General features: G+C 57.7%; 16 protein-coding genes. 2 read left to right on the top strand and 14 right to left on the bottom strand.

Annotation, left to right across the window (positions count from 1 at the left end; genetic code table 11):
- Positions 1–63 precede the first annotated feature (63 nt).
- Positions 64–2553, top strand: coding sequence for a phosphocholine-specific phospholipase C (locus GAL01_RS13950; protein ID WP_062029618.1), 2490 nt, complete (start codon positions 64–66; stop codon positions 2551–2553).
- A 13-nt stretch (positions 2554–2566) separates the two neighbouring features.
- Here the strand turns inward: GAL01_RS13950 and GAL01_RS13945 are convergent, their stop codons facing one another.
- From GAL01_RS13945 to GAL01_RS13890, 12 genes are all read right to left on the bottom strand, one after another.
- Positions 2567–2851 carry a hypothetical protein gene (locus GAL01_RS13945; protein WP_062029616.1) on the bottom strand — a complete coding sequence of 95 codons (285 nt, stop codon included), beginning with the start codon at positions 2849–2851 and terminating at the stop codon, positions 2567–2569.
- A complete protein-coding gene (locus GAL01_RS13940) occupies positions 2848–4311 on the bottom strand; it encodes a PepSY-associated TM helix domain-containing protein (protein ID WP_082790703.1) in 1464 nt (487 codons plus the stop codon). Before GAL01_RS13940 ends, GAL01_RS13945 begins: the two co-directional genes overlap by 4 nt.
- The gene (locus GAL01_RS13935; RefSeq protein WP_062029611.1) at positions 4308–4610 is read right to left on the bottom strand and encodes a hypothetical protein; all 303 of its coding nucleotides are present in this window, start codon (positions 4608–4610) and stop codon (positions 4308–4310) included. Before GAL01_RS13935 ends, GAL01_RS13940 begins: the two co-directional genes overlap by 4 nt.
- Positions 4594–6783: a TonB-dependent siderophore receptor gene (locus GAL01_RS13930; protein WP_062029610.1), complete on the bottom strand. Its 2190-nt coding sequence runs from the start codon at positions 6781–6783 to the stop codon at positions 4594–4596. Before GAL01_RS13930 ends, GAL01_RS13935 begins: the two co-directional genes overlap by 17 nt.
- 183 nt (positions 6784–6966) lie before the next feature.
- Positions 6967–7740, bottom strand: a complete 774-nt coding sequence (locus GAL01_RS13925; RefSeq protein ID WP_062029609.1) for an SDR family NAD(P)-dependent oxidoreductase — start codon at positions 7738–7740, stop codon at positions 6967–6969.
- An 18-nt stretch (positions 7741–7758) separates the two neighbouring features.
- Positions 7759–8862: an ABC transporter ATP-binding protein gene (locus GAL01_RS13920; protein WP_062029608.1), complete on the bottom strand. Its 1104-nt coding sequence runs from the start codon at positions 8860–8862 to the stop codon at positions 7759–7761.
- Between the two features lie 53 nt (positions 8863–8915).
- Positions 8916–9743, bottom strand: a complete 828-nt coding sequence (locus GAL01_RS13915; RefSeq protein ID WP_062029607.1) for a carbohydrate ABC transporter permease — start codon at positions 9741–9743, stop codon at positions 8916–8918.
- Position 9744: 1 nt separating this feature from the next.
- Positions 9745–10653, bottom strand: coding sequence for a carbohydrate ABC transporter permease (locus GAL01_RS13910; protein WP_062029606.1), 909 nt, complete (start codon positions 10651–10653; stop codon positions 9745–9747).
- A 26-nt stretch (positions 10654–10679) separates the two neighbouring features.
- Positions 10680–12008 (bottom strand): ABC transporter substrate-binding protein, encoded by a 1329-nt coding sequence (locus tag GAL01_RS13905; RefSeq protein ID WP_062029604.1) that lies wholly within the window; start codon positions 12006–12008, stop codon positions 10680–10682.
- A 79-nt stretch (positions 12009–12087) separates the two neighbouring features.
- On the bottom strand, positions 12088–13734 hold the full coding sequence (locus GAL01_RS13900; protein ID WP_082790702.1) for an FGGY-family carbohydrate kinase: 1647 nt from the start codon (positions 13732–13734) through the stop codon (positions 12088–12090).
- Positions 13735–13994: 260 nt separating this feature from the next.
- Positions 13995–15026: an Ldh family oxidoreductase gene (locus GAL01_RS13895; RefSeq protein ID WP_062029626.1), complete on the bottom strand. Its 1032-nt coding sequence runs from the start codon at positions 15024–15026 to the stop codon at positions 13995–13997.
- A gap of 166 nt (positions 15027–15192) precedes the next feature.
- The gene (locus tag GAL01_RS13890) at positions 15193–17529 is read right to left on the bottom strand and encodes a TonB-dependent receptor (protein WP_082790701.1); all 2337 of its coding nucleotides are present in this window, start codon (positions 17527–17529) and stop codon (positions 15193–15195) included.
- A 191-nt stretch (positions 17530–17720) separates the two neighbouring features.
- On the opposite strand from GAL01_RS13890, the gene GAL01_RS13885 reads away from it, so the two are divergent.
- Positions 17721–18383, top strand: coding sequence for a GntR family transcriptional regulator (locus GAL01_RS13885; RefSeq protein ID WP_062029601.1), 663 nt, complete (start codon positions 17721–17723; stop codon positions 18381–18383).
- A gap of 456 nt (positions 18384–18839) precedes the next feature.
- On the opposite strand, the gene GAL01_RS13875 is transcribed toward GAL01_RS13885, so the two are convergent.
- Positions 18840–20270: an efflux transporter outer membrane subunit gene (locus tag GAL01_RS13875; RefSeq protein WP_062029599.1), complete on the bottom strand. Its 1431-nt coding sequence runs from the start codon at positions 20268–20270 to the stop codon at positions 18840–18842.
- Entirely contained in the window at positions 20267–21445 is a 1179-nt protein-coding gene (locus GAL01_RS13870) for an HlyD family secretion protein (RefSeq protein ID WP_062029597.1), read from the bottom strand. Before GAL01_RS13870 ends, GAL01_RS13875 begins: the two co-directional genes overlap by 4 nt.
- Positions 21446–21491: the final 46 nt, after the last annotated feature.

Here is a 21491-nt window from a genome sequence, read left to right as displayed (position 1 = left end):
GGACTGTCCTGATATACCTTTTCTGGCGTTACAAACGCCTTCCGGTTTCAGGCAAAGATTGACATGTCCTCTCGCAGAACTTTTCTCAAATATGCCCTGTTCGGCGGAGCGGCCGCAGCAACGCAGGGGCTGCCGGCCGCCATTCGCCGCGCTTACGCCATAGCGCCCGATCCGGGAACGACATATCTGAATGCCGAGCATGTGGTGATCCTCATGCAGGAAAACCGATCTTTCGATCATATGTTCGGAACACTTGCCGGTGTTCGCGGGTTCAATGACAGGCGGGCCATCCGGCAGAAAAACGGTAATTCCGTTTTCGTGCAGTCGGGGAAGGGAGGCGAAACCTATGCACCCTGGCGCCTCAATATTCATGATACCAGAGTCACGTGGATGGGCTCGATCCCGCATTCACGGGACAGTCAGGTCGATGCCTGGAATGGGGGGCATCATGATGACTGGATTGATGCCAAGCGGCCTCACAAAAAGGAATACAAACAGTATCCTTTGACGATGGGTTATTATACCCGAGAGGATCTTCCGTTTTATTACGCGCTGGCCGATGCCTTTACGGTCTGTGACCAGAATTATTGTGGGGCGATGACAAGCACGACGCCCAATCGCCTGATCTTCTGGACGGGAACCGTCCGTGACCAGCAGAACACGACGTCCAGCGTCTATATGCGGAACCCGGAAATTCTTGAAGGCGGGATGACCTGGACGACTTTTCCGGAGCGGCTGGAAAAGATCGGGGTTTCCTGGAAGTTCTATCAGAACGAACTCAGCCAGACGGGCGGGATGTCTGGGGCGGAACGATCCTGGCTGTCGAATTTCGGATGTAACGTTCTGGAATGTTTTGACAGCTTCAATGTCGGTTCCAATCCAGGCTTCGGAGACTGGATTGAAGAGCGGATCCAGGAATGTTCCGAGCATATCAACCGGCTTGAAAAACTTGAGATGCTGGTTTCGGGTGAGCGTGGTGAGCAGCTTGTGGAAGCCAGGGCTCTGATGGACGTTCTGCGCCGGCGGCAGAAATCAGCAAAGGGTTATGAAGAGCTGACCCCGGCGGAGCGCGCACTTTTCACCAAGGCGTTCGTGACGAACAAGGCTGATCTGGATTATCATTCGCTTGAAGATCTGGCGTTTGAGGATGATCCGGACGCAAAGGGAATGAAAGCGCCCAAGGGCGATGTGCTCTACCAGTTCCGCAAGGACGCGAGGACAGGGACTCTTCCGGCCGTTTCATGGCTGGCCGCTCCGGAGCATTTCTCGGACCACCCGACATCGGCCTGGTACGGGGCGTGGTATGTCTCGGAGGTCATGAATATTCTGACTGAAAATCCCGCAGTCTGGAAAAAGACCATTTTCATCCTGACCTATGATGAAAATGACGGGTATTTCGATCATTGCTGTTCTTACGCAGCGCCCGACCCCCAGCGTCTGGAGACGGGGCAGTCTTCCGGGACAATTGGAGCGGACGGACTGGAGTATACAGTCGCTGAAGATGAAGTCCGACTGGGTGTTCCCGAGCGACTGGCCCGTAGCGGCCCGATTGGCCTCGGGTTCCGGGTGCCGATGGTGGTTGCGTCCCCGTGGAGCCGGGGCGGACGGGTCAATTCAGAGCTTTTCGACCACAGTTCGACGTTGCAGTTTCTCGAGCATTTTGTGGAACGGAAGTTTGGAACGCCTGTCCGGGAGACGAATATTTCTCCCTGGCGTCGTGCGATCTGTGGCGATCTGACGTCCTGCTTTCATTCTTCCGAAGAAGCTGCACCGTCCCTGAGTTATCTGGATCGCGACACGCATCTGCGGGTGATTGAGGATGCACGGAACCGTCCGATGCCGGGCGGTTTTCATTCTTTGTCCGCTTCCGAGATGGCGACCCTGAGGGCACAGCCGGATCTGTTGCGGGAAACCGTTCGGCAGGAACCGGGAATACGTCCGGCCTGTGCGCTGCCGTATGAACTTTATTGCAACGGGGGCGTGCAGGCCGGAGAGAGGCGCGTGCATCTGAAGCTCCGCGCGGGCCGGAGTGTTCATGGGGAACGCTCTGCGGGTGCGCCGTTCAATGTCTATGATTATCGCAATGATGGTAGGGACATGCAGGCGGGCACCTATGCTGTTGCGGCTGGTGACGACATGGATGTGACGCTTCCGGTCGTAGAAGGGCTGTATGATGTGGCGGTTCATGCGCCCAATGGCTTTTACCGGGCCTATCGGGGGCATGTTGACCGGGTTCTGCTACGCTCAGCATGTCGTTACGAAAGTAATGCAAAGGGGAAGGGTGCAGCACTTCTTCTCTCCCTCAGCAATGCTGGCAGGGTTCCGGTGACTGTCCAGTACCGGACGGGAGATGCTGCGCCGTTGCAAACGGTTGTTCTGAAATCCGGGGGGCATAAAGACATCAGGCTGGATCTGTCAGCCACGCATCAGTGGTATGATGTGACGCTGACTTCTCCGGAGGACCCGGACTTCAGGCATGTGCTGGGTGGGCGGATGGAGACCGGGCAGCTCACGATTACGGATCCGGCTGCGGCGGTGGCGTTTTCCGGCTAACCGTTTTTGACGGTCATGATCGCGAACGCTGTTCCCGCCAGGAGCAGAGCAGCGTTGCGATCATGATTTCCGGGCCTGCGAGCAGCATCCATTCGAGAGTATTCAGAATGATGAAATCGCTGGTCGTGGCCTGAAGAACGAGGCTGGCGGTCAGACCCACGGCAGCGCAGCATTTCAGGATATTCCGTTGCAGATCGGTAAGGCTGTCGCGACACAGGACGCGATTTCCGCGTACCGAGGCCATAACCAACAGCAGCATCGCACCCTGCCCAAGAAACAGCGAGATGATCCAGTTCATCCCGAGCGAGCCGTTTTTTGCAGGGTGCGCAATGTTGCAAAGGCGAATGACGCAGACAGGAGAGCGGACGTCGCGCTAACACCCGCCAGAACGGATGTGTGCCATGGCAGGCTGAGCAGTGAGACCACAAGGCACGCAACTGCGCTGCCGCCCAGCAGTTCCGGCCAGGCCCGTTCCGGACGGCGGGCCAGTGCGTAAAGCAGGGTAAGGCCCCAGACCGTGAAGAGAGTTGTCACCTCATACCAGGCCCGGTGCGGAACTGTTGGGCCGATGAGGCGGTTGGCGATGAAAAAGGATGCAAAAGCGAGCGGTGTTCCGCCAAGCACGCCGACATTCAGGCGCGCGACAATCCGGTGTCCCCGATGATGGGGGCGGCGCAGCCGTTTGATTGCCCACAAATGCATGCCGCTGCCGATCACGGCTGCGAGGGCGAGGCCGGACAGGAAATAGAGCCAGCGCGTGATGGTGGGGGCAAAGCGGGCGACATGCAGTCCGTACAGGAAAGCGTAGGTTCTGATGATGGGGCGGTGTTCGATGTGTTGTCTGAGGATGCGGCCAGAGGGGCCATCGAATGTGATGATCTGGGAGGACGTGCTGACCGTATGGCCGTTACCGGCGATCATGGTCACGAGAGAGGCCTGATCGGACGGATTGAACACATAGATCTGTTCCAGCCCGGCACCCCCGAATTTGCTTTCGGCCTCGCGCAGCATCGGCAGAAAAGGGGCGAGATGGGCAGGATGGCCCGTGGCGGGACGGGAATAGAGAGCGGGGTTGAGCTCGGTATAAGACGCCATCAGATCATTGCGGTAGAGCGCCTGTGTACTCCATGGAAGCAGCAGCGTGCCGAGCGTGACGGCGCCGGTGAAGGAAATCATTAGGTGAAAGGGCAGGGCTGCGACACCGAGCAGGTTGTGCATGTCCAGCCAGCTTCTCTGCCCGCGTGAGGGCCGGAAGGTGAAGAAATCCGCAAAAATGCGCCGGTGGATGACAACGCCGGTCATCAGCCCGACAACCAGTGCGAGCGCAGCAAGGGCGGCGATTAGACGGCCGAGAGGATAGGGAAGCTGAAGCTCGAAATGAAAGCGGTAAAAGAATTCACCGCCGAGCGTGTCGCGGATGCCGTCAGGGCTGCCGGTAGTGGGGTCAAGGGCGCGCTGGATATAGTTCCCTTTCGCATCCGGCCACAGGGCTGTTGCAAAAGGCTGAAGGGCATTTGCGCTTGCGACATACCATGCGCTGGCGGCAGGGGCGTTGTGGCTCAGCCAGTCCAGCGCATGGGCGTTCACGGTGAGGGGGGCGGAGGCGCCAGCAGGCAATTCGGGTCTGGCCCAGAGATTGATATCCTGTCGGAACACGCTCAGGGCGCCGGACAGGGCAATGGCGAACAGGACCCATCCCGTCACGAGGCCCAGTGTGGTGTGGACCAGTGCCATTGAGGCGCGGAAAGTATTTTTCATGAGTGCCAGCCGCCGCCGAAAACACAGGCACCCAGGACAAGGGCCAGAACACCGGTCATTGCTGCCAGTCGCCTGATATTTGTGATCCCGAAAGACATCATGAAGACGACCGGCCAGAGCAGCAGGCCGAGCAGGATCCCGGCCATGGCACTATCGGCCCTGGAAAGCGGCAGCCAGAATGAAAGGCATACGCCTGCCAGCGCGGACACGACGTATCCGGCCGGCAGGGCTACGACAAGACGCAGGATCGTGTCGTAGCGCCGGGTGTGTCTGCTCAGCGGTTTACCAGCTGAAGCCAATATTGGCCTGCGCGTTGCGGCGCTCTCCGTAATAGCAGAATTCCTGACCGTAAGAGGCGTAGCTCAGGCAGTTTGCGACAAAGTTCTTGTCAAAGAGATTGCGGACGCTGGCGCCCACGTTCCAGCCATGAAGGCGGTGCGACAGGTTGGAAAGGTCGTAGCGCACCGAAGCATCGAACACGGCATATTGTGGCACCCAGACACTCCCGTAAGACGCTTCGCCGCCATAGGATTTGTTGGAATAGCGCATGCCGCCGCCGAAGCCGAGACCCTTCGCCGGGCCGGAGGGCATTGTATAGAATGCGAACAGCGAGGCATTGCCTTTTCCGGACTGGATCAGGGGCTTGCCGGTTGAGTCGTTATGGACATTCTGGATACTGACAGCGGCTGTCAGAACGAGGTTGTGGAACGGCTCGGCATGGGCTTCGAACTCGAAACCATCTGAATGGACCAGTCCGCTTTCGGCGCTGTAGCCCGTGTTGCCGATCCCGACGAGAACGTTCGTCTGCTCGATATGGAACCCTGCGGCGGTGAGAAGCAGGGATGTGCCCGGGAGCTGGTATTTCAGGCCGCCTTCAAGCTGTTTGCCGATGGACGGGTTGGCCTGACGCACCGTCTTTCCACCATCTGTCGACACGCTTCCGGACTGGGGCTGAAAAGACGTGGAATAGCTGATGTATGGCGAGAGGCCGAAATCGAAGTGATAGAGGCCAGAAGCGCGCCATGTGATCTGGCTGGGGCTCTGGTTGGTGGTGGTGTGGTACATGTTGTCGGTCTGGTGGGAGCGGTACCAGTCGTTACGCAGGCTCCCCGTCAGGATCAGGCGCTTCCAGTGGATCTCGTCCTGACCATAAATGCCGGCCTGATGGGAGTCGGTATTGTAGTTCACCCAGGGGCTCAGGGGAGCAATGGCCATCTGATAGTCGGGATGGAAGACGTTCATGGTCGGAGCGTCGCCGTAGAAGCCGACTTCGGAGGCAGTCTGCTGCATGTAGTCGAAGCCGAACATCATGGTGTGACGCAGGGGGCCGGTACGAACCTTGCCTTTGAACTGGCTGTCGAATGTCAGGTTGTGCGTATGTTCGTTGGTCGCAATGGCCGAGCGGGCCAGTGTGTCATCCGAAACATAATAGCCGCTGTCATAGACGCTGCGATACTGGGTCTTGATGTCGTCGTAACGGCCACGGGTGCTGAAGCTCCAATTGTCGTTGAAACGGTGATTGAAAATGTAGGTGATGGCACCGTGGCGGCGGTTGTATTTTTCGAACGAGGTATCGCCGTCGTAGAAATTGCGCGGCAGAAAGCCGAACGGCGCGCGTTTGAGCGAACCGACCAGCGGGACGCCGCCATAGGTGCCGTTTTCGGGATCGTATTGGTAATTGCCGAGGATTGTCAGCGTGGTCGGGCCATCGCCGCCGAATGCGAAGGACGGGCTGATCGAGAAGCGGCGGCTGCCGGTCCGGGCGAGCTGGCTGTGCTGGCCGTTGATGGTGCCGTCGAGGCGGTAGCGGACAAAGCCGTTCTTCGTCACGAAACCGCCGACATCGGCATCCACGCGATACAGGTCGAACATGCCGCCGGTCGCGTTCACGCTGCCATAAGAGCGCTGATCCGTGGGCAGTCTGCTGGAGAGGGCAACAAGGCCACCGGGGCTCGACTGGCCATAAAGGGCCGAGGCTGGCCCTTTGAGAATTTCGATACGATCCAGACGTGACGTGTCGGTCTGGGCGACGGCGTAACCAGTCGGGCTGTCCTGAAGTTTCAGGCCATCGAGGAAGGTCGGTGCCGAAAACCCACGCAGGGCAAACTGGTCATAGCGCGTCCCGACACCGCCGCCGCGAAGATCCGGCGTAATGCCTGCGGTGTAGCGAACGGCCTGATTGAGGTTCAAGACGTTGCGGATATCCATTTCGTTGCGGGTGATGACCGTGACCGACTGGGCGGTTTCGACGAGCGGCGTGTCCGACTTGGTGGCGGAAGATGCGATCGTCGAGGCGCGGCGGGCGCGGACCTTGAGTGTCTCAACCGTTTTAGCCTGTGTTCCGGCAGTCTCGGTTTTCTTGGTCCCGGAGCGCTGGGTCTGTTCGGGTGTAACATTCTGGTCGGCTGCGAAGACTTCTCCACTCATGACGAGGGAGAGGGGTATCGCGTAAAAAATCCTGTTGCGGTGCATACCCGACCTCAAATGACTGTTCATGCTGATGCGTGGTCAGAGGCTGGTATCGCTATTGAGAGTTAGTTGCAAGTAGAGGTCTGGAAAATAAAACTTTGAAAGATTTCTTTCATGGAAACGAAGTGTTGCGGTCTGTTGCGAAGGGGAAATCCGGGCAGTTTTCTGCTGCCCGGACCAGCGGATTCACCAGACGGTAAATCCTGCGTCCACGTTCACGATCGCGCCTGTCATGAGGCTTGCGGCGTCGGAGGCCAGGAACTGTACGACCGAGGCGACTTCGTCGGGCTGGCCGACACGTCCCATCGGGGTTCCGGCAATCCAGGCGTCGTAAAGTTCCGGTTTTTCCATGCCGAAGCGCGTGAGGGTGGTTTCGATATAGGTCGGGGCGACGGCATTGGCTCGGATGCCGTGAGGCGCCCATTCTGCGGCCAGCGAACGGATATACTGGTGAACACCTGCCTTTGACGCATTATAGGCAGCCTGTTGCTGGGGACGGTTCACGATCAGGCCGGACATGGAGCCGATCGCGACGATGACGCCCTTCTTCTGCTCAAGCATGATGCGTCCTGCGGCCTGGCAGGAGCGGAACATCCCGTTCAGGTTGATATCCACCTGCTTGAGCCACTGACCATCCGTCATGTCCTCGGCCTTGACCTCGGAAATGCAGATTCCCGCGCAGGCGACCAGAATGTCCAGACGGCCTTCCTTTTCATGAACGCTGCGCACGGCGTTCTGTACGCTGTCCGTCTTTGTGACGTCCATGAGAACGCTGCTGACGTCATGACCCTGATCGCGCAGGTCTCGGACGGCCTGGGCTGCGAGCGCTTCGTCGAGGTCCGCGATGACGACGCGCGCGCCGGCTTCGGCAAGGGCCGTGACGCAGGCCAGACCGATGTTCTGTGCGCCACCGGTGACGATGGCGACGCGGTTATCGAGGCGGAGTTTTTCCATGTACATGATGTGTGGTTCCTAAAATCAGGCAGCGAGCGGGTGACGGTGACAGGCCTCGAAGGCCAGGCCGTCAGGAGCAAAAAGGTGACAGTTGCGCGGGGGCAGGGTCAGGCTGACGCGGGTATCCACATCCGTGAGAACGGCGCCATCCGTCTGGACGACGATGATTTCCCCGTCTGGCATGCGGACATGAACGAGCGTGATGGCGCCGAGGCGCTCGATGACTTCGACGCCGCCGCTGTTGGGGCCTGAAGATGCCAGTTCGACGTGTTCGGGGCGGATGCCGACCGTCACTTTGGTTCCGGGCAGAAGGCCCGGGGATGTGACGGGGACGTAGAGGTTTGATCCATCCCGGAGTTGCACGCTCGATCCGGCGGCGTCTCCGCCCTGGAAAATGGCCGAGAAGAAGTTCATGGGCGGGGAGCCGATGAAGCGGGCCACGAACAGGTTACGCGGGTGATGGTACAGTTCGAGCGGGGAGCCGATCTGTTCGACCACGCCTTTCTGCAGGACGACGATCTTGTCGGCCATGGTCATGGCTTCGACCTGGTCGTGCGTCACATAGATCGTGGTGGCGCCGAGCTTGCGGTGCAGGGCTGAGAGTTCCACGCGCATCTGACCGCGCAGGGCGGCGTCGAGGTTGGAAAGCGGTTCGTCGAACAGGAACACTTTCGGATTGCGCACAATGGCGCGCCCGATGGCGACACGCTGGCGCTGACCGCCGGAAAGCTGCCCGGGCTTGTGGTTCAGATAGGGTTCGAGCTGGAGCGTGCGGGCGACATGCTCGATTTTTGTACGCCGTTCCGCTTCCGGCATGCCGGATAGCTTCAGGCCGAATTCCATGTTTTTGTAAACGTTCATGTGCGGGTAGAGCGCATAGGACTGAAACACCATAGCCAGACCGCGCTTGCCGGGTTCCACGTCGTTCACGCGCTGCCCGTCAATGAGCAGATCGCCGGAGGTGATATCTTCCAGCCCTGCGATCATGCGCAGGAGCGTGGACTTTCCGCAGCCCGACGGGCCGACAAAGACCACGAATTCGCGCTCTTCGATCGACAGGGAAATGCCCTTGATGATTTCTTCCGTAAGATACGTCTTGCGGAGGTTTTTGAGTTCGACAGTCGCCATGGGTCAGGCCCCGTTCGTGTAGAAAGAGTGAAGGGAGTGAGCCGGGATCAGAGTCATTTGACGGCTCCGAAGGTCAGGCCGCGGACGAGCTGTTTCTGGCTGATCCAGCCAAAAACGAGGATCGGGGCGACGGCAAGAGTGGAGGCGGCGGACAGTTTTCCGAAGAACAGGCCTTCTGGCGACGAGAACGACGCGATGAAGGCTGTCAGCGGGGCCGCGTGCGAGGACGTCAGGTTCAGGGACCAGAATGCCTCGTTCCAGCACAGGATAAGCGACAGCAGGGCTGTAGACGCGATGCCGGGCAGGGCAAGCGGCAGGAGCACCAGCGTCATTTCCTGCCAGCGTGTGGCGCCGTCCATCCGGCCGGCTTCCAGGATGGGGGCCGGGACTTCGCGGAAGAATGTGTAGAGCATCCACACGATGATCGGCAGGTTCGTGAGCATGTCTACGATCGCAAGGCCCGTGCAGGTGTCGAGCAGATGCGTGTTGCGGGCCAGAATGTAGATCGGCACCAGAACGCCCACGGGGGGCAGCATCCGGGTCGAGAGCATCCAGAGCAAAGTCCCGCGGGTGCGCTTTGAAGGCATGAACGCCATCGAATAGGCGGCGGGAACAGCCAGTGCGATGGCGATGGCTGTCGCTCCGACCGATACGATCACGGTATTCAGCGCGAAGTGCCAGTAATTGGCGCGTTCAAACACCTCGGCATAGCTGCTCAGCGTGGGCATGAAGAACAGCTTTGGCGGCGTGGAAATCGCCTGAACCTCGCTCTTGAAGCTCGTGAGGATCATCCAGAAGATCGGGAAGAACAACCAGAGTGCTATTCCCCATCCAAGAATGGTGACGCCGATCCGGGTGCTGGTTTTTGTCTTGAGCGCCATGTCAGGCCTCCAGATTGCGGGCTACGGCGCGCACCAGAAAAATTGCGACGATATTGGCGATGACGATTGCGACCACGCCACCCGCTGAAGCACCGCCCACGTCGAACTGAAGCAGGGCGCGGGAATAGATCAGGTAGGCGAGATTGGTAGAGGCCACGCCGGGTCCGCCCGCCGTAGTGACGGAGATTTCGGCAAAGATCGTCAGCAGGTAGATCGTCTCGATCATGACCACGACGCTGATGGCGCGGCCCAGATGCGGCAGGATGATGTAGCGGAAACGCGCGATCGGCCCCGCGCCATCCATGCGGGCGGCTTCACGCTGCTCGCCGTCCAGAGACTGCACGGCCGTCAGCAGGATGAGAACCGCGAAGGGCAGCCATTCCCAGGCGACGATCATCATGACGGTCATGAGCGGAAACCGCGCCAGCCAGTCGATTGGGGTGAGGCCCACGGCCCGCATCATGGCGGAATAGACGCCATAGATCGGGTGCAGCATCAGGTTTTTCCACAACAGCGCGGAAACCGTCGGCATGATGAAGAATGGCGAAATGACCATGATGCGGGCGATGCCGCGTCCGAAAAATTCCTGATCGTAAAGAACAGCCAGCAGTGTTCCACCGCCAATGCTGATCAGCAGGACGCCCGCAACGAGGACGAGTGTGTTCAGCAAAGCGTGCAGAAAATCGGGGTCGGTCAGCAGGTACCAGTAATTGTCGATGCCCGCGAAGCCGTGCAGCGTGGGATCGACGAGGTTATAGTTCTGTAGCGAGTACCACAGCGTCATGACGAGTGGGACGATCGACCAGACCAGAAGGATCAGGGCGGACGGAGAGAGGAGCAGGAATCCTGTCCTCTTCGTGGTCCGGACTGTCGCCCCTGCGGGCGGGCTGTGTTCGAGAACGGCCTGCATGGTATTTTGACCTTGATCTGGCGGCGTTATCGCGCGCGGCCGGACTGGCGGAGCGCGCGGGTGACCGAAGCCTGAGCGGATGTCAGCGCCTGATCGACCGTCATCTGGTCGGACAGGGTTGCTGCAACCGTCTGGCCGACCTGAGTGCCGATGGACTGGAATTCCGGGATCGCGACGAACTGGGCGCCTGTGTAGGGGCGGGGCTGTGCGGTCGGACCATTGGGATCAGCGGTCTTGATGGCGTTCAGGACGAAGGAGGCGAAGGGGGCGGCCTTGAGATATTCGGGCGCTGCATAGGTCGAGGCGCGTGTTCCCGGAGGGGCTGCGACCCAGCCCTTCCGGGCGGCGACCAGTTTCACGTAATCCTTGGATGTGGCCCATGTGATGAAGGTCTGGGCATCGGCGCTCTGATGGGAGCTGACGGGCACGGCGAGGCTCCAGCTCCACAGCCAGGTCGGTCCTTTGCCGTAGGGGCCTTTGGGAGCGGGAGCAAAGCCGACCTTGTCCGCAACCTGCGACTGCTTCGGATCGAACAGCAGGCCGCCTGCGACCGTGGAATCAATCCAGATTCCGCAATGCCCGCTGGCAAACAGAGCTAGGTTTTCGTTGAAGCCATTGGACGTGGCACCCGGAGGGCCATCAGCCTTCAGGGCAGAGACATACCAGTTCAGGGTCGCTTTCCAGGCGTCGGATGTCAGGGTCGGTTTCCAGGACATGTCGAACCACTGCGCGCCGAACGTGTTGGCGAGCGAGGAAATATACGCCATGTTTTCGCCCCAGCCGGGCTTGCCGCGCAGACAGATGCCGTAGACCTGATTGGGCTTGTCCGTGATCTTGTCCGCGAACTGGCGGATCTGATCATAAGTCGGCTGTTCGGGCATTGTCAGCCCAGCTTTCTGGAACAGGTCCTTGCGGTAATAGGTGATGACGCTCTCGGCATAGAATGGCAGGGCGTAGAGCTTGCCGTCTGCTGTGAGGCTCTCACGCACGGAAGGCAGGATGTCATTCATGTCATAGGCGTCGTCAGGCTTGATTTCGGTGAGCCAGCCCTGCTTGGCCCAGATCGGCACTTCGTAATTGCCGATGGTGACGACATCGAACTGGCCGGTTTTCATGGCGATGTCGGTCGTTACGCGCTGACGCAGGACGTTTTCTTCAAGCGTGACCCAGTTCAGGTGAATGTCGGGATGGGCTTTTTCGAATTCCGTCGAAAGCTGCCGCATGACGATCATGTCGCCGTTGTTCACTGTGGCGATCGTCAGGGTTCCGGCGGCTTGTGCGCTGGAGAGGACCGAGCCTGCGAGCAGGGCGCCAAGGGCGCAGAGGGCTGTACGGGTGGATTTCAGGTGACGCATGGGATGACCTCTGGAAAAGGGGTTCTGGTTGGTAGAAAAAGTGGGTGGAGGAAGAGCGGCGGGGCAGCAGACCCTGCCTTCAGGCGGTGGCCTCCTTTTCCAGAACGTCGCGCATCTGCTGACGCCAGGTGATCTGGCTTTCGAGCATGTCGTGCGCGATGTTACATTTGGCGGCGTGATATGAGGTGGTGCGCCCGTCGGGGAGGATTTCGTCTCCCGCATGACTCATTCGCGCCATGGCCTGCCTCAGGTCGGTATAGGCTCCGCTTGCGACGGCCCCGAGAATGGCTGCTCCCAGAAGAACGGAATCCGGTTCTGCCGGAAGCAGGATGCGGCACCCGGTTGCATTGGCGTGCTCCCGCAGGAAAACGGAGTTTTTGGTACTGCCACCGGTCGCGAGGATCGTGTCGATCCGGTAGCCCTTCGCGTTGAGAGCGTTAATGATGTCTTTTGTGCCGTAAGCCAGGCCCTGTACGGTGGCGAGGTAGAGCCGTGCCAGATCATCGAGCGTATCAGACAGGGTCAGTCCGCTGATCATGCCTCTCAGATCCGGATCGGCGTGGGGCGAGCGGTTTCCGTGAAAATCCGGAAAGACATGCAGGTCTGACGTGATCGTTCCCGGCAGCTTGTCGCCTTCAAGCGCTTCAATCCGCGCATTCAGCAGCGCATATACGCTTGCTCCGGCTTTTTCTGCCGCCTGCCTGAGCGAGGAGCCAAGCCTGTGGCTGGAGATGATGAAGTCGATCAGTGATCCTGTTGAGGACTGACCGGCCTCATTGAGCCACATTCCAGGGACCATCGCGTTCCAGTAGGGGCCCCAGACTCCCGGTACGAAGCGTGCTTCTTTCGAGACCGCCATATGACAGCTCGAAGTGCCACAGATCAGTGATATTGAGCGCTCAAGTTGTTCATCGGACAGAGAATCTTCTGTGTTAAGGCCAAACAGGCCTATCCCTCCGGCATGGGCGTCAATTGCGGAGACACCGACGGGAATGCCGGGTGTCAGACCCATTTCTGAGGCCGCTTTAGCGCTCAAGTTTGCATCCAGAATACCGCCTAACGGACGAATATCATTCCCGATACGTTTGAAATTGTCAGCCGCGAGGTCTTCCAGTCCGACAGATTGAAAATACCTTTCATCCCAGCGGTTTTCGTGGGCGAGATAGGTCCATTTACAGGCTGTCGAACAGGCGGAACGGGACAGGCAGCCTGTCGCGCGCCACGTCAGAAAGTCCGGAAGATCAAAGAAATGAGCTGCCTGATCGTAGATATGGGGAAGGTGACGTTTCAGCCAGAGCAGCTTTGGCGTCTCCATTTCAAGGGAGATCGTACCACCGACGTAGCGAAGCACATCATGTCCGCCGCGATTGATGTCCCGCGCTTCTTCAAGGGCACGGTGATCCGCCCAGAGAATGATGTTCTGCTCAGGTGCCCCATCGGGGTCTATCGACAGGGCATGACCGTCTTCATCAAGCACGACGAGAGAGCAGGTTGCGTCAAAGCCGATCCCGGTGATTCTGTATGGTTCATCAAGCATTGCCAGTGCGTTGCGGGTCGCTTCGCAGATGGCGGACCAGATATCAGTAGACGATTGCTGGGCATAGCCGGCACGTGGTGTCCATGTCTGGATTTTATGGACGAAGGCCGCTTTCTTCTGCCCGTCAAGGGTGAAGAGACCAGCCCGGGCGCTCCCTGTCCCCACATCAATTCCAAGAACCAGATCCATAGACGACATCCAGACCATATGAAGCACAGAGCAGACATGACGGGTCAGTCATGCCCAGGGTTCCATCCGATCCGTTTTGTGATGGAATATCACACTTTGGCCGTAAGAACTATCTCTCATTATGTTACATATAACGATATGTGTGTCCATAAGGTTGTGAGATATTTTTCTCCTGTGGAGATAAGACTCATCAACAAGAGGTTATTTTCCGTGGGAAACGGGCTGGATGGGGGCGCCTGATTTTCGGTTAGGAGCGTAAGCTACAAGCCGAGTATCCGTCGGGTTTCCGCGTCAACCGGGATGCCATTGACGGCTCTTCGTCTGGCTTCCTGCCATTCCCGGTCTCCGGGTGCCATAACCGGGTGTTGTCCGTCCGCCGAGGGGCTGTTGCGCAGAAGATCGAGATATTTACGCATTGCGAGGTCATAGGCGACGGATCCGATAAATTTTTCTGGATCTATTGCGATTGCAAAATGCCCGACATTCTGTCGCTTCAGGAAATTCTGCTCTTCATCTGTTCCGGTCATAACGGGGTCCAGTTCTGCGCCCGTCAGTGCGCCGGCCAGTACCGTAACCAATCCCGCCAGTGCAGCTCCCTTGAACCCGAAGCCTTCACCGCCAAGCGGCTGAAGAAAGGAGGCAGCCATCGCATCCTGCGTGGATAGACCCGAACTATCCGCCGCTACTCCGACAGGCAATGGAAGTCCCAGCGACCGGTAAAGTTTGACCCGGTTGAAGGGGATCGAAGATGTGGCGATATCCATAAGCCACGGATCCGAATTCTTCACGGGTGCTGCCATGGCTATGGGGTTTGTCCCATGAAACGGTTTGGCGCCGCCGAACAGAGACACGGTGGCGTCGGAATTGCTCATGATCAGGCCAATCATGCCTTGTCGCGCAGCTTCCAGCACATAAGCGCCAGCGGCTCCAAAATGGGAGGAATGATGTACGCCCACGGCTCCGATTCCTGCTTCCCGTGCCAGCAGGATGGCTTCGTTCATGGCCCTGTAGGCAGCAGGATGGGCAAGGCCGCCATCAGCATTCAGTTGACCGGTTGCAGGCCCGGTTCTCTTAAAGGTTGTGGACGGTCTGGGATTGATGCCGCCTGTTCCAAGAAGCCGGAGATAGTGGCCTATCAAACGGACGCCGTGACTGTCTACACCGATGCGAGAGGCGTGCAGAAGAGCGCATGTCGTCGCCTCTGCGTCCTTTTCCTGTGCGCCGGCTTGAAGCAGAAGGGTCTTGACCTGCTGAGAAAGGACAGATTCCGGATAATACTGAACGGTCGTCATAACATTCACCAGAGAAATCCATTTTTTGCAGGGAAACCGGAATGTCGTGAACCCGCTCTGGGGGCGGGACGCGGCCTGTGCTGCGCAACTCGGCATACAGGTCGTCCCATCCCTGCCTCGAAACAGATGAACGATTAAAAAGCGAGAGGCTCAAGGCCTCCAGCCATCAATATGTTACGTTCATCTTTGCGCCTACAAAACGTGGCAGACCTGGCATGACGCCATAGAAAGTTGCCTGTGTTCCGCCTGAAAGCCAGTAGCGGCGATCAGCAAGATTCTGACCGTAAACCGTGACAGACCAATGTTGTTTCGGGGCGGCAAAGGTCAGAAAGGAGTTTACGAGAAAGTATGAAGGGGCGCGGTAGATGCCTCCGTCTCCAATATGCTGAGGCTGTGTCTGGGCGCCGCGGTAGTTATAGTCGACATCAAAAGTCATTTTGTAGTCGCGGAACATCGGCCATGAGTAAGTCGCGGCACCGGAGAGTGTCAGGTTTGCCAGACCCATATTGTAGCCATTGTAGTTTGTATTGACCGGTGACCATATTCCTGTCGCTGCAAACTGGGCTGTAGTTGCACTGCGGTTCAGGCTTTGGAACTGGGAGTAGGAACCGTTCTGGTAGCCGAAATTCTGTGTCAGCACGAGCCCGTGGAATGGGTGGGCTTCCATGTCGAATTCGGCACCATAGATATTGGAGCGCGGAGCATTCACATAGCCGCCGAGCACGCCATACGGTGGTACAAGAATGGTGCCCAGAAGCTGCTGGTCGCGATAGTCATAGTAGAAACCAGCGGCATTGAACCGCAGGCGGCGGTTGAAGAACATGGTCTTGAAACCGCCTTCATAGGTCAGAACCTGTTCGGGCTTGAATGGCTTCAGCTGACTGGATTGCTGGGTGATATTGGCGGAGAAGCCGCCTGGCTTGAAGCCGCGCGAGAACATCACGTAACCCATGATGTTCGGCTCGAACTGATACTGTGCCCCAACGCGTCCGGCAAACTGGTTGGTCAATGCGCCGGAATTTCCGAAATTCTGAAGACGTGTTCTTGCGCCCGTGTTGAGATCATAATCTGCACTGAGAACGTTCAGCATCTGACGGTCATCAGATTCATGGCTGATCGCCCCGATTACAGTCAGCTTTGGGAGTATCCGGTAGGAGAGCTGGACGTATTGATTGAAATTCTGCTGGTTCTGACGATACGATGTCTCATTGAGAGGTGTTGTATTGGGACGATCTGAAGAATCATACCAGAAATTCTGTGCCATCCGTGCCCGGCTGTAATACATCCCTGCTTCCCAATGAAATTTGGCATGCGGGTTCAGGGATTCAATCTTGAGTTCCTGAGAAAAGACATTGGTCTGATTGTTGCGGAACATGTTGCCATAGGAGGCGACAGAGTTGGTCTGATTGGTCAACTCATGTTCGTCCACAGTCTCAAACGCACTCAGCGTCCACAGGCGACCCCAGCTGAAATCCTTGGTATATTTGATGTTGGCGCCCCAGAACATGTTGTCTTCGCGCGGCTTTTTGTCGTTGCCGTTTATACCGATGATTTTTGCAAATCGTGGGTCAAGTCCCCATTCTGTTTCCATGATATTGGATGTAATGGGGATGCCGTAGCTATTGTACAGATTGTGTCCAGACGATGCTTCAGATTGATCCGTCGTCCAGTGGCCGCCAACATCGAGTGTCGAAGTTTCGTCGATCTTCCAGCGAAGCTTTCCACGAAGAGCGCCGATATTGGCGTTGCCGTAACCCTCACCTCTGGAATTGCGCTGAAAGCCGCCACCAGTCATGGACTGTCCGGCAAGCCGGAACGATACAGATCGGGAGATCGGCCCAGAAACGAACCCTTCAACTCGGTTACGCCCATAGCTGGCAATATCTTCCGTCAGACCCGCGTGAAATTCGGGCGTTGGGTCTGCCGTATGGAAATTTATTTCTCCACCCGTAGTGGATTGTCCATGCGTAAAGCCGGATGCGCCTGGGGCAACCGAGATGTCGTCCATGTCGAACAGTATGCCAGATGTCATGATGCTGACGGGATAGGCCACACCGTCTACATACGGCATGACGGATGGCGTATTGTTCTGTGTAAAATCCATCAGCCCGACACCACGCAGGGCAAAATTCAGTGCAGAGCTTCCAAAAGAAGGCTGAATGGTCAGGTTCGGTGCGACACGAACGATATCTGTCAGCTGCCGAACATTCCGGTTCTGAAGTTCCTGGCGGGACAATACAGTTTCGGAATGTGCTTCGTGCTGTCCTGCCCCTGTTACTCCGCGCCGAGCATTGACACGAACAACCTCGTTACTTGTCGCAGAAACGTCGGTCGCATGATGTCGTGAGGCGGCAGACTCATGTTTGTTTGCGGAGTGTACTCCTCGTTTTGCTGCTATCGCAGCCGCATCAGCACTTCCTGCGCAGGACAGGAGAGCTGTGGATAAAAGCATTGTGCGCAGCGAAAAAACAGGGCGGAGGCGACAGGACGAAGCAAGGGACATCGGGCATTTCCAGATCGGCGATGTGAAGCAGTCAGGATGTGTCACAATTCACCAATCTGGCAAATCTTGTATACAAGATAGAATATAAAATTCTCTTGTTCCATATTAAAAACGATCTTTTCCGGAATATTCCTTTCACGGATCTACTGTCGTGCTTGTCCCTTCGGAAAAGGAAGCGCATACAAACTGTTATGAAAGCCTGGGAAAAACCGCTGCAGCCAGCCAGCAGCAATGTCATCGAGAACAGGATCATACAGGCCGTTCTTTCTGCGGAAATCTCGCCAGGAGAACGGCTCGGAGAGAAAGATCTGGGCGAGATTTTCGGTGTCTCGCGAACTTTGGTGCGAGAAGCGATGATGCGGCTCAGTAGCCGGGGCATTGTAGCTGTTTCGCCACGGAGAGGCTGGTTCGTTGTTGAACCCACTGCGGAAGAGGCCCGTGAAACGATAGAAGCGCGTCGATCGATTGAGGTCGGTCTTCTTATGACCCGAAAAAGCATCAGCACAGATGCGATTGATCACCTTGAGACGCATGTTCTCGAGCAGCAGCGTGCCATTGACGAGGATGATCTGGGACGCCGCAGCTATCTTCTGGGTCATTTCCACGTCCATTTGGCCACGGCACTCGGGAGTTCTATTATTGCCAATTTTCTTGAGGAATTGACGACCCGAACCGTGCTGATCGCAGCCCTCTATCAATCCAGGGCCGATGCACAGAAATCCTGCGACAACCACCGCCGATTGGTACATGCATTACGTGAAAACGATGTGGAGGGGGCCGTGAAAATCATGGATGATCATTTCACGCATCTCAACAAGGCACTCAAAACCAGGTCACGTTTACAAAGGACCTAATGCGGTCCAGATAGCTTTTCCAGTCTGCTGGCTGGGAGCGCCACGGCCTTTTCGTGAGGGAATAACCGGCAGGATCCCGTGGATCAGCAGGTCCTGGCGGCGGCTGTCGCTGTCATTGCCCCCGATCGGCCAGCATGGCTTTGTTATTCGAGAGCCGCCCTGCGGTAAGGACAAAGCCGGGAGTGCGTCCCTGACTATCGCATGGAGCGTGGATTTTGCTCGTAAAGCTGCTGTATGGTCGACCACAAGCCTCCGAATGAGCTTCCCTTCTGCACCCGGATACTGTGAATAGGCACGGACTACGGCGCTGTTGATCATATGCTGCCCGTTATCGCCCATTCCTGATCCGTCAGATTACCTCGTGCCATATCTGCTCCATTACGCTACCTAGCCATAGCAATTAGCAAAACAGATCTTACCCAACACAAACCGGTCTTTTGGTAACGCGGCCCAGGTCTATTCGGCATACTCCCAGCCTCCACCGAGTGCGCGGTAGAGGCCAACAAGTGTGGTCTCAGTTCGCGTCTGGCTAATGGAGAGAGCAGACTGGCTGGAAAGCAGAGCTGCCTGTGTTGCCACAACGTTCAGATAATCCGACGCGCCTTGCCGGTAACGCTCATGTGCGGCGTTGAAGGCGGCCTTGTTCTGAAGAAGTGCCTGTTGCGTCAGATTATAAGTTGACTGTGCCTTGGTATAGGCCGTCATGGCATCGTCGACTTCGCGCCAGGCATTCAAAACCGTATTGTGCCATGTCAGGATGGCTTCACGCTGCGCGGCTTTCCGAAACTGAAGCGTAGAAATCAGCCTTCCGCCCTCGAAAACAGGGATGTTGAGAGTAGGACCAACGCTGAACTGCTTTGCTGGCAGCGAAAAGAAATCAGCAGCGGAAAAGGATTCTGTTCCCATATTTCCGGCAAGCGTAATGTCCGGATAAAAGGCCGCCGTGGCAACACCGACTTCTGCGGTCGCAGCATGGAGACGCGCTTCTGCCTGAAGGATGTCCGGACGGCGACGTGTCAGATCTGACGGAAAACCCACGGGAACGCGGGCTGGCAAGGGCGGCTGGACAGAGTATGGTCGCAGTTCGGCTTCAAGGGCGCGGGGTGGCTCTGCCAGAAGCAGGCTGATAGCATTGATGAGGGCTGCTTCGGAGTTCTCGAGGCCGGGTAAATCGGCGCTCATGCTGGCAAGCTGTGCAGAGGCCTGTGAGACGTCCAGATTTGTGGCAACGCCATTGGCGAAACGCTCCTTCACCAGCTTCAGGCTGGTCCGGGCCAGTGCGATATTTGATTTGAGAATGGCTTGCTGCTGCTGGACGCCGCGCAGTTGCATGTAGCTGGTTGCGAGGTCGCTGACCGCCGCGAGGGCTGTGGCACGGCGTCCTGCGAGCATGGCTGTTGCGTTGGCATGTTGCGCTTCAACGCTGCGGCGAATGGTGCCAAACAGATCCAGATCCCAACTGGTGCTTAGGACGTTTTCGTAAAGATTGAAGTTCATACTCGAACCGGGGCGTGGTTCCGCGAGCGAGAAAATGCCTTCAGAGCTGAGCTGACGGTAGGCATAGGAGCCGGACCAGTTGGCCTGTGGCAGCCCAGCGGATGCGGCAGCTTTCATCTGCGATCGGGCTTCGCTGATGCGTTCTGCGGCGATCTGCAGGTTGAGGTTCTGTTTTCCGAGCCGATTGGCAAGGCTGGTCAGTTCAGGGTCATGGAAGTTTTGCCACCAGCGCGTATCGACAGCACCCGCATAGGTCTGACTGATACTCTGGGGTTCAGGCCCCCAACTGGCGGGAGTATTCATGGTCGGACGCTGGAAGTTCGGCCCCATGGTGCAGGCCGAAAGTACGAGGCTGCCGGTCAGCAATACGGAAATGGAACGGCACTTCATGGTGCAGCTGCAGGCGTGGGAGATGATAGGGAGGGCGTAACGCTTCTCGGGTTTTGAAGCTGTTCGACGGTGACATTGTCGAGGTTGGTATCAACCGTGGTCTCTACGGAAAAGCCAAGGCGCAGCAGACGGGCCAGGGGCTGGTTCGGTGCAAGGATAATCTTGACCGGCAGGCGCTGGACGATCTTGGTGAAGTTTCCAGTCGCGTTTTCCGGCGCAATAGGGGCGAAGACAGCTCCCGAGGCCGGGGGAATGCTGTCCACGATCCCGTCCAGAGTCACGTCGTAGGCATCCACATGGATTTTGACAGCTTGGCCAGGACGCATGTGACGGAGCGCGAGCTCACGGTAGTTGGCGCGGATCCAGATCTGGTCGAGCGGGACGAGCGCCATAAGAGCGGTGCCCGAATCAACATAATTTCCGGTCTGGACGCTGCGTTCGCCGATCATGCCGTCTTCCAACGCGCGGACTTTGGTATAGGACAGGTTCAACTCGGCCTGGCGGACATGGGCACGGTCCATATCCACGGTCGCCAGTGCAGATTTGTGTCGGGCCTGAAGAACGGGAATCTGGGCGCGTGCGGCGGCAATGCGTGCTTCAAGGGACTGGAGCGTTGCTTCCATTTCGCGCAGGCTCGCCGCGGACTGCTGATGTTCCTGCGTCGAACCGGCACCTGTACGGGCCAGGTTGGTATAACGCTGGTCATTCTGACGGGCAAAAACGAGCTGGGCACGGATGCGGGCGGCTTCCCCGACATTCTCATCAATAATGGAGGGCTGGCGTGACACGCTGGCTGCGGCATCCTGCACGAGCGCTTCGTCCCGCGCGAGCGTCGCACGGCTCTGGTCCAGTGTGGTCTGGTAATCGTGGGGGTCAAGTTCGACAAGAACCTGTCCGGCCTTCACTGGCTGGTTGTCGGTGACGTCAACAGCGATCACCTGCCCGGCAATTCGGGGGGCAACGACGGTATAATGGGCTGTAACATAGGCGTCGTCGGTCCAGACATGGCGGTTGGGCACAAAAATAATGGCCAGAACGACAGCGATGAAGACGAGGATGACAAGGCCGCCACCAATGAAAAGCCAGCGGGTGATGGTTTGGTGTTTGCGGTCCTGCTTTTTTTTCTGCTCTTCTTCACGGGGATCCTGGGAAGACTTGTCGTGCTGATCTGCCATCCTGCGGCAATTCCTTTCAAGTCCTGCTGCATGGCAGGATGGCTTC

This window comes from Gluconobacter albidus, from assembly GCF_002723915.1.
GTDB lineage: Bacteria > Pseudomonadota > Alphaproteobacteria > Acetobacterales > Acetobacteraceae > Gluconobacter > Gluconobacter albidus.
The sequence above is the reverse complement of the archived record's forward strand: the minus strand, read 5'-3'. Positions and strand labels throughout refer to the sequence as shown.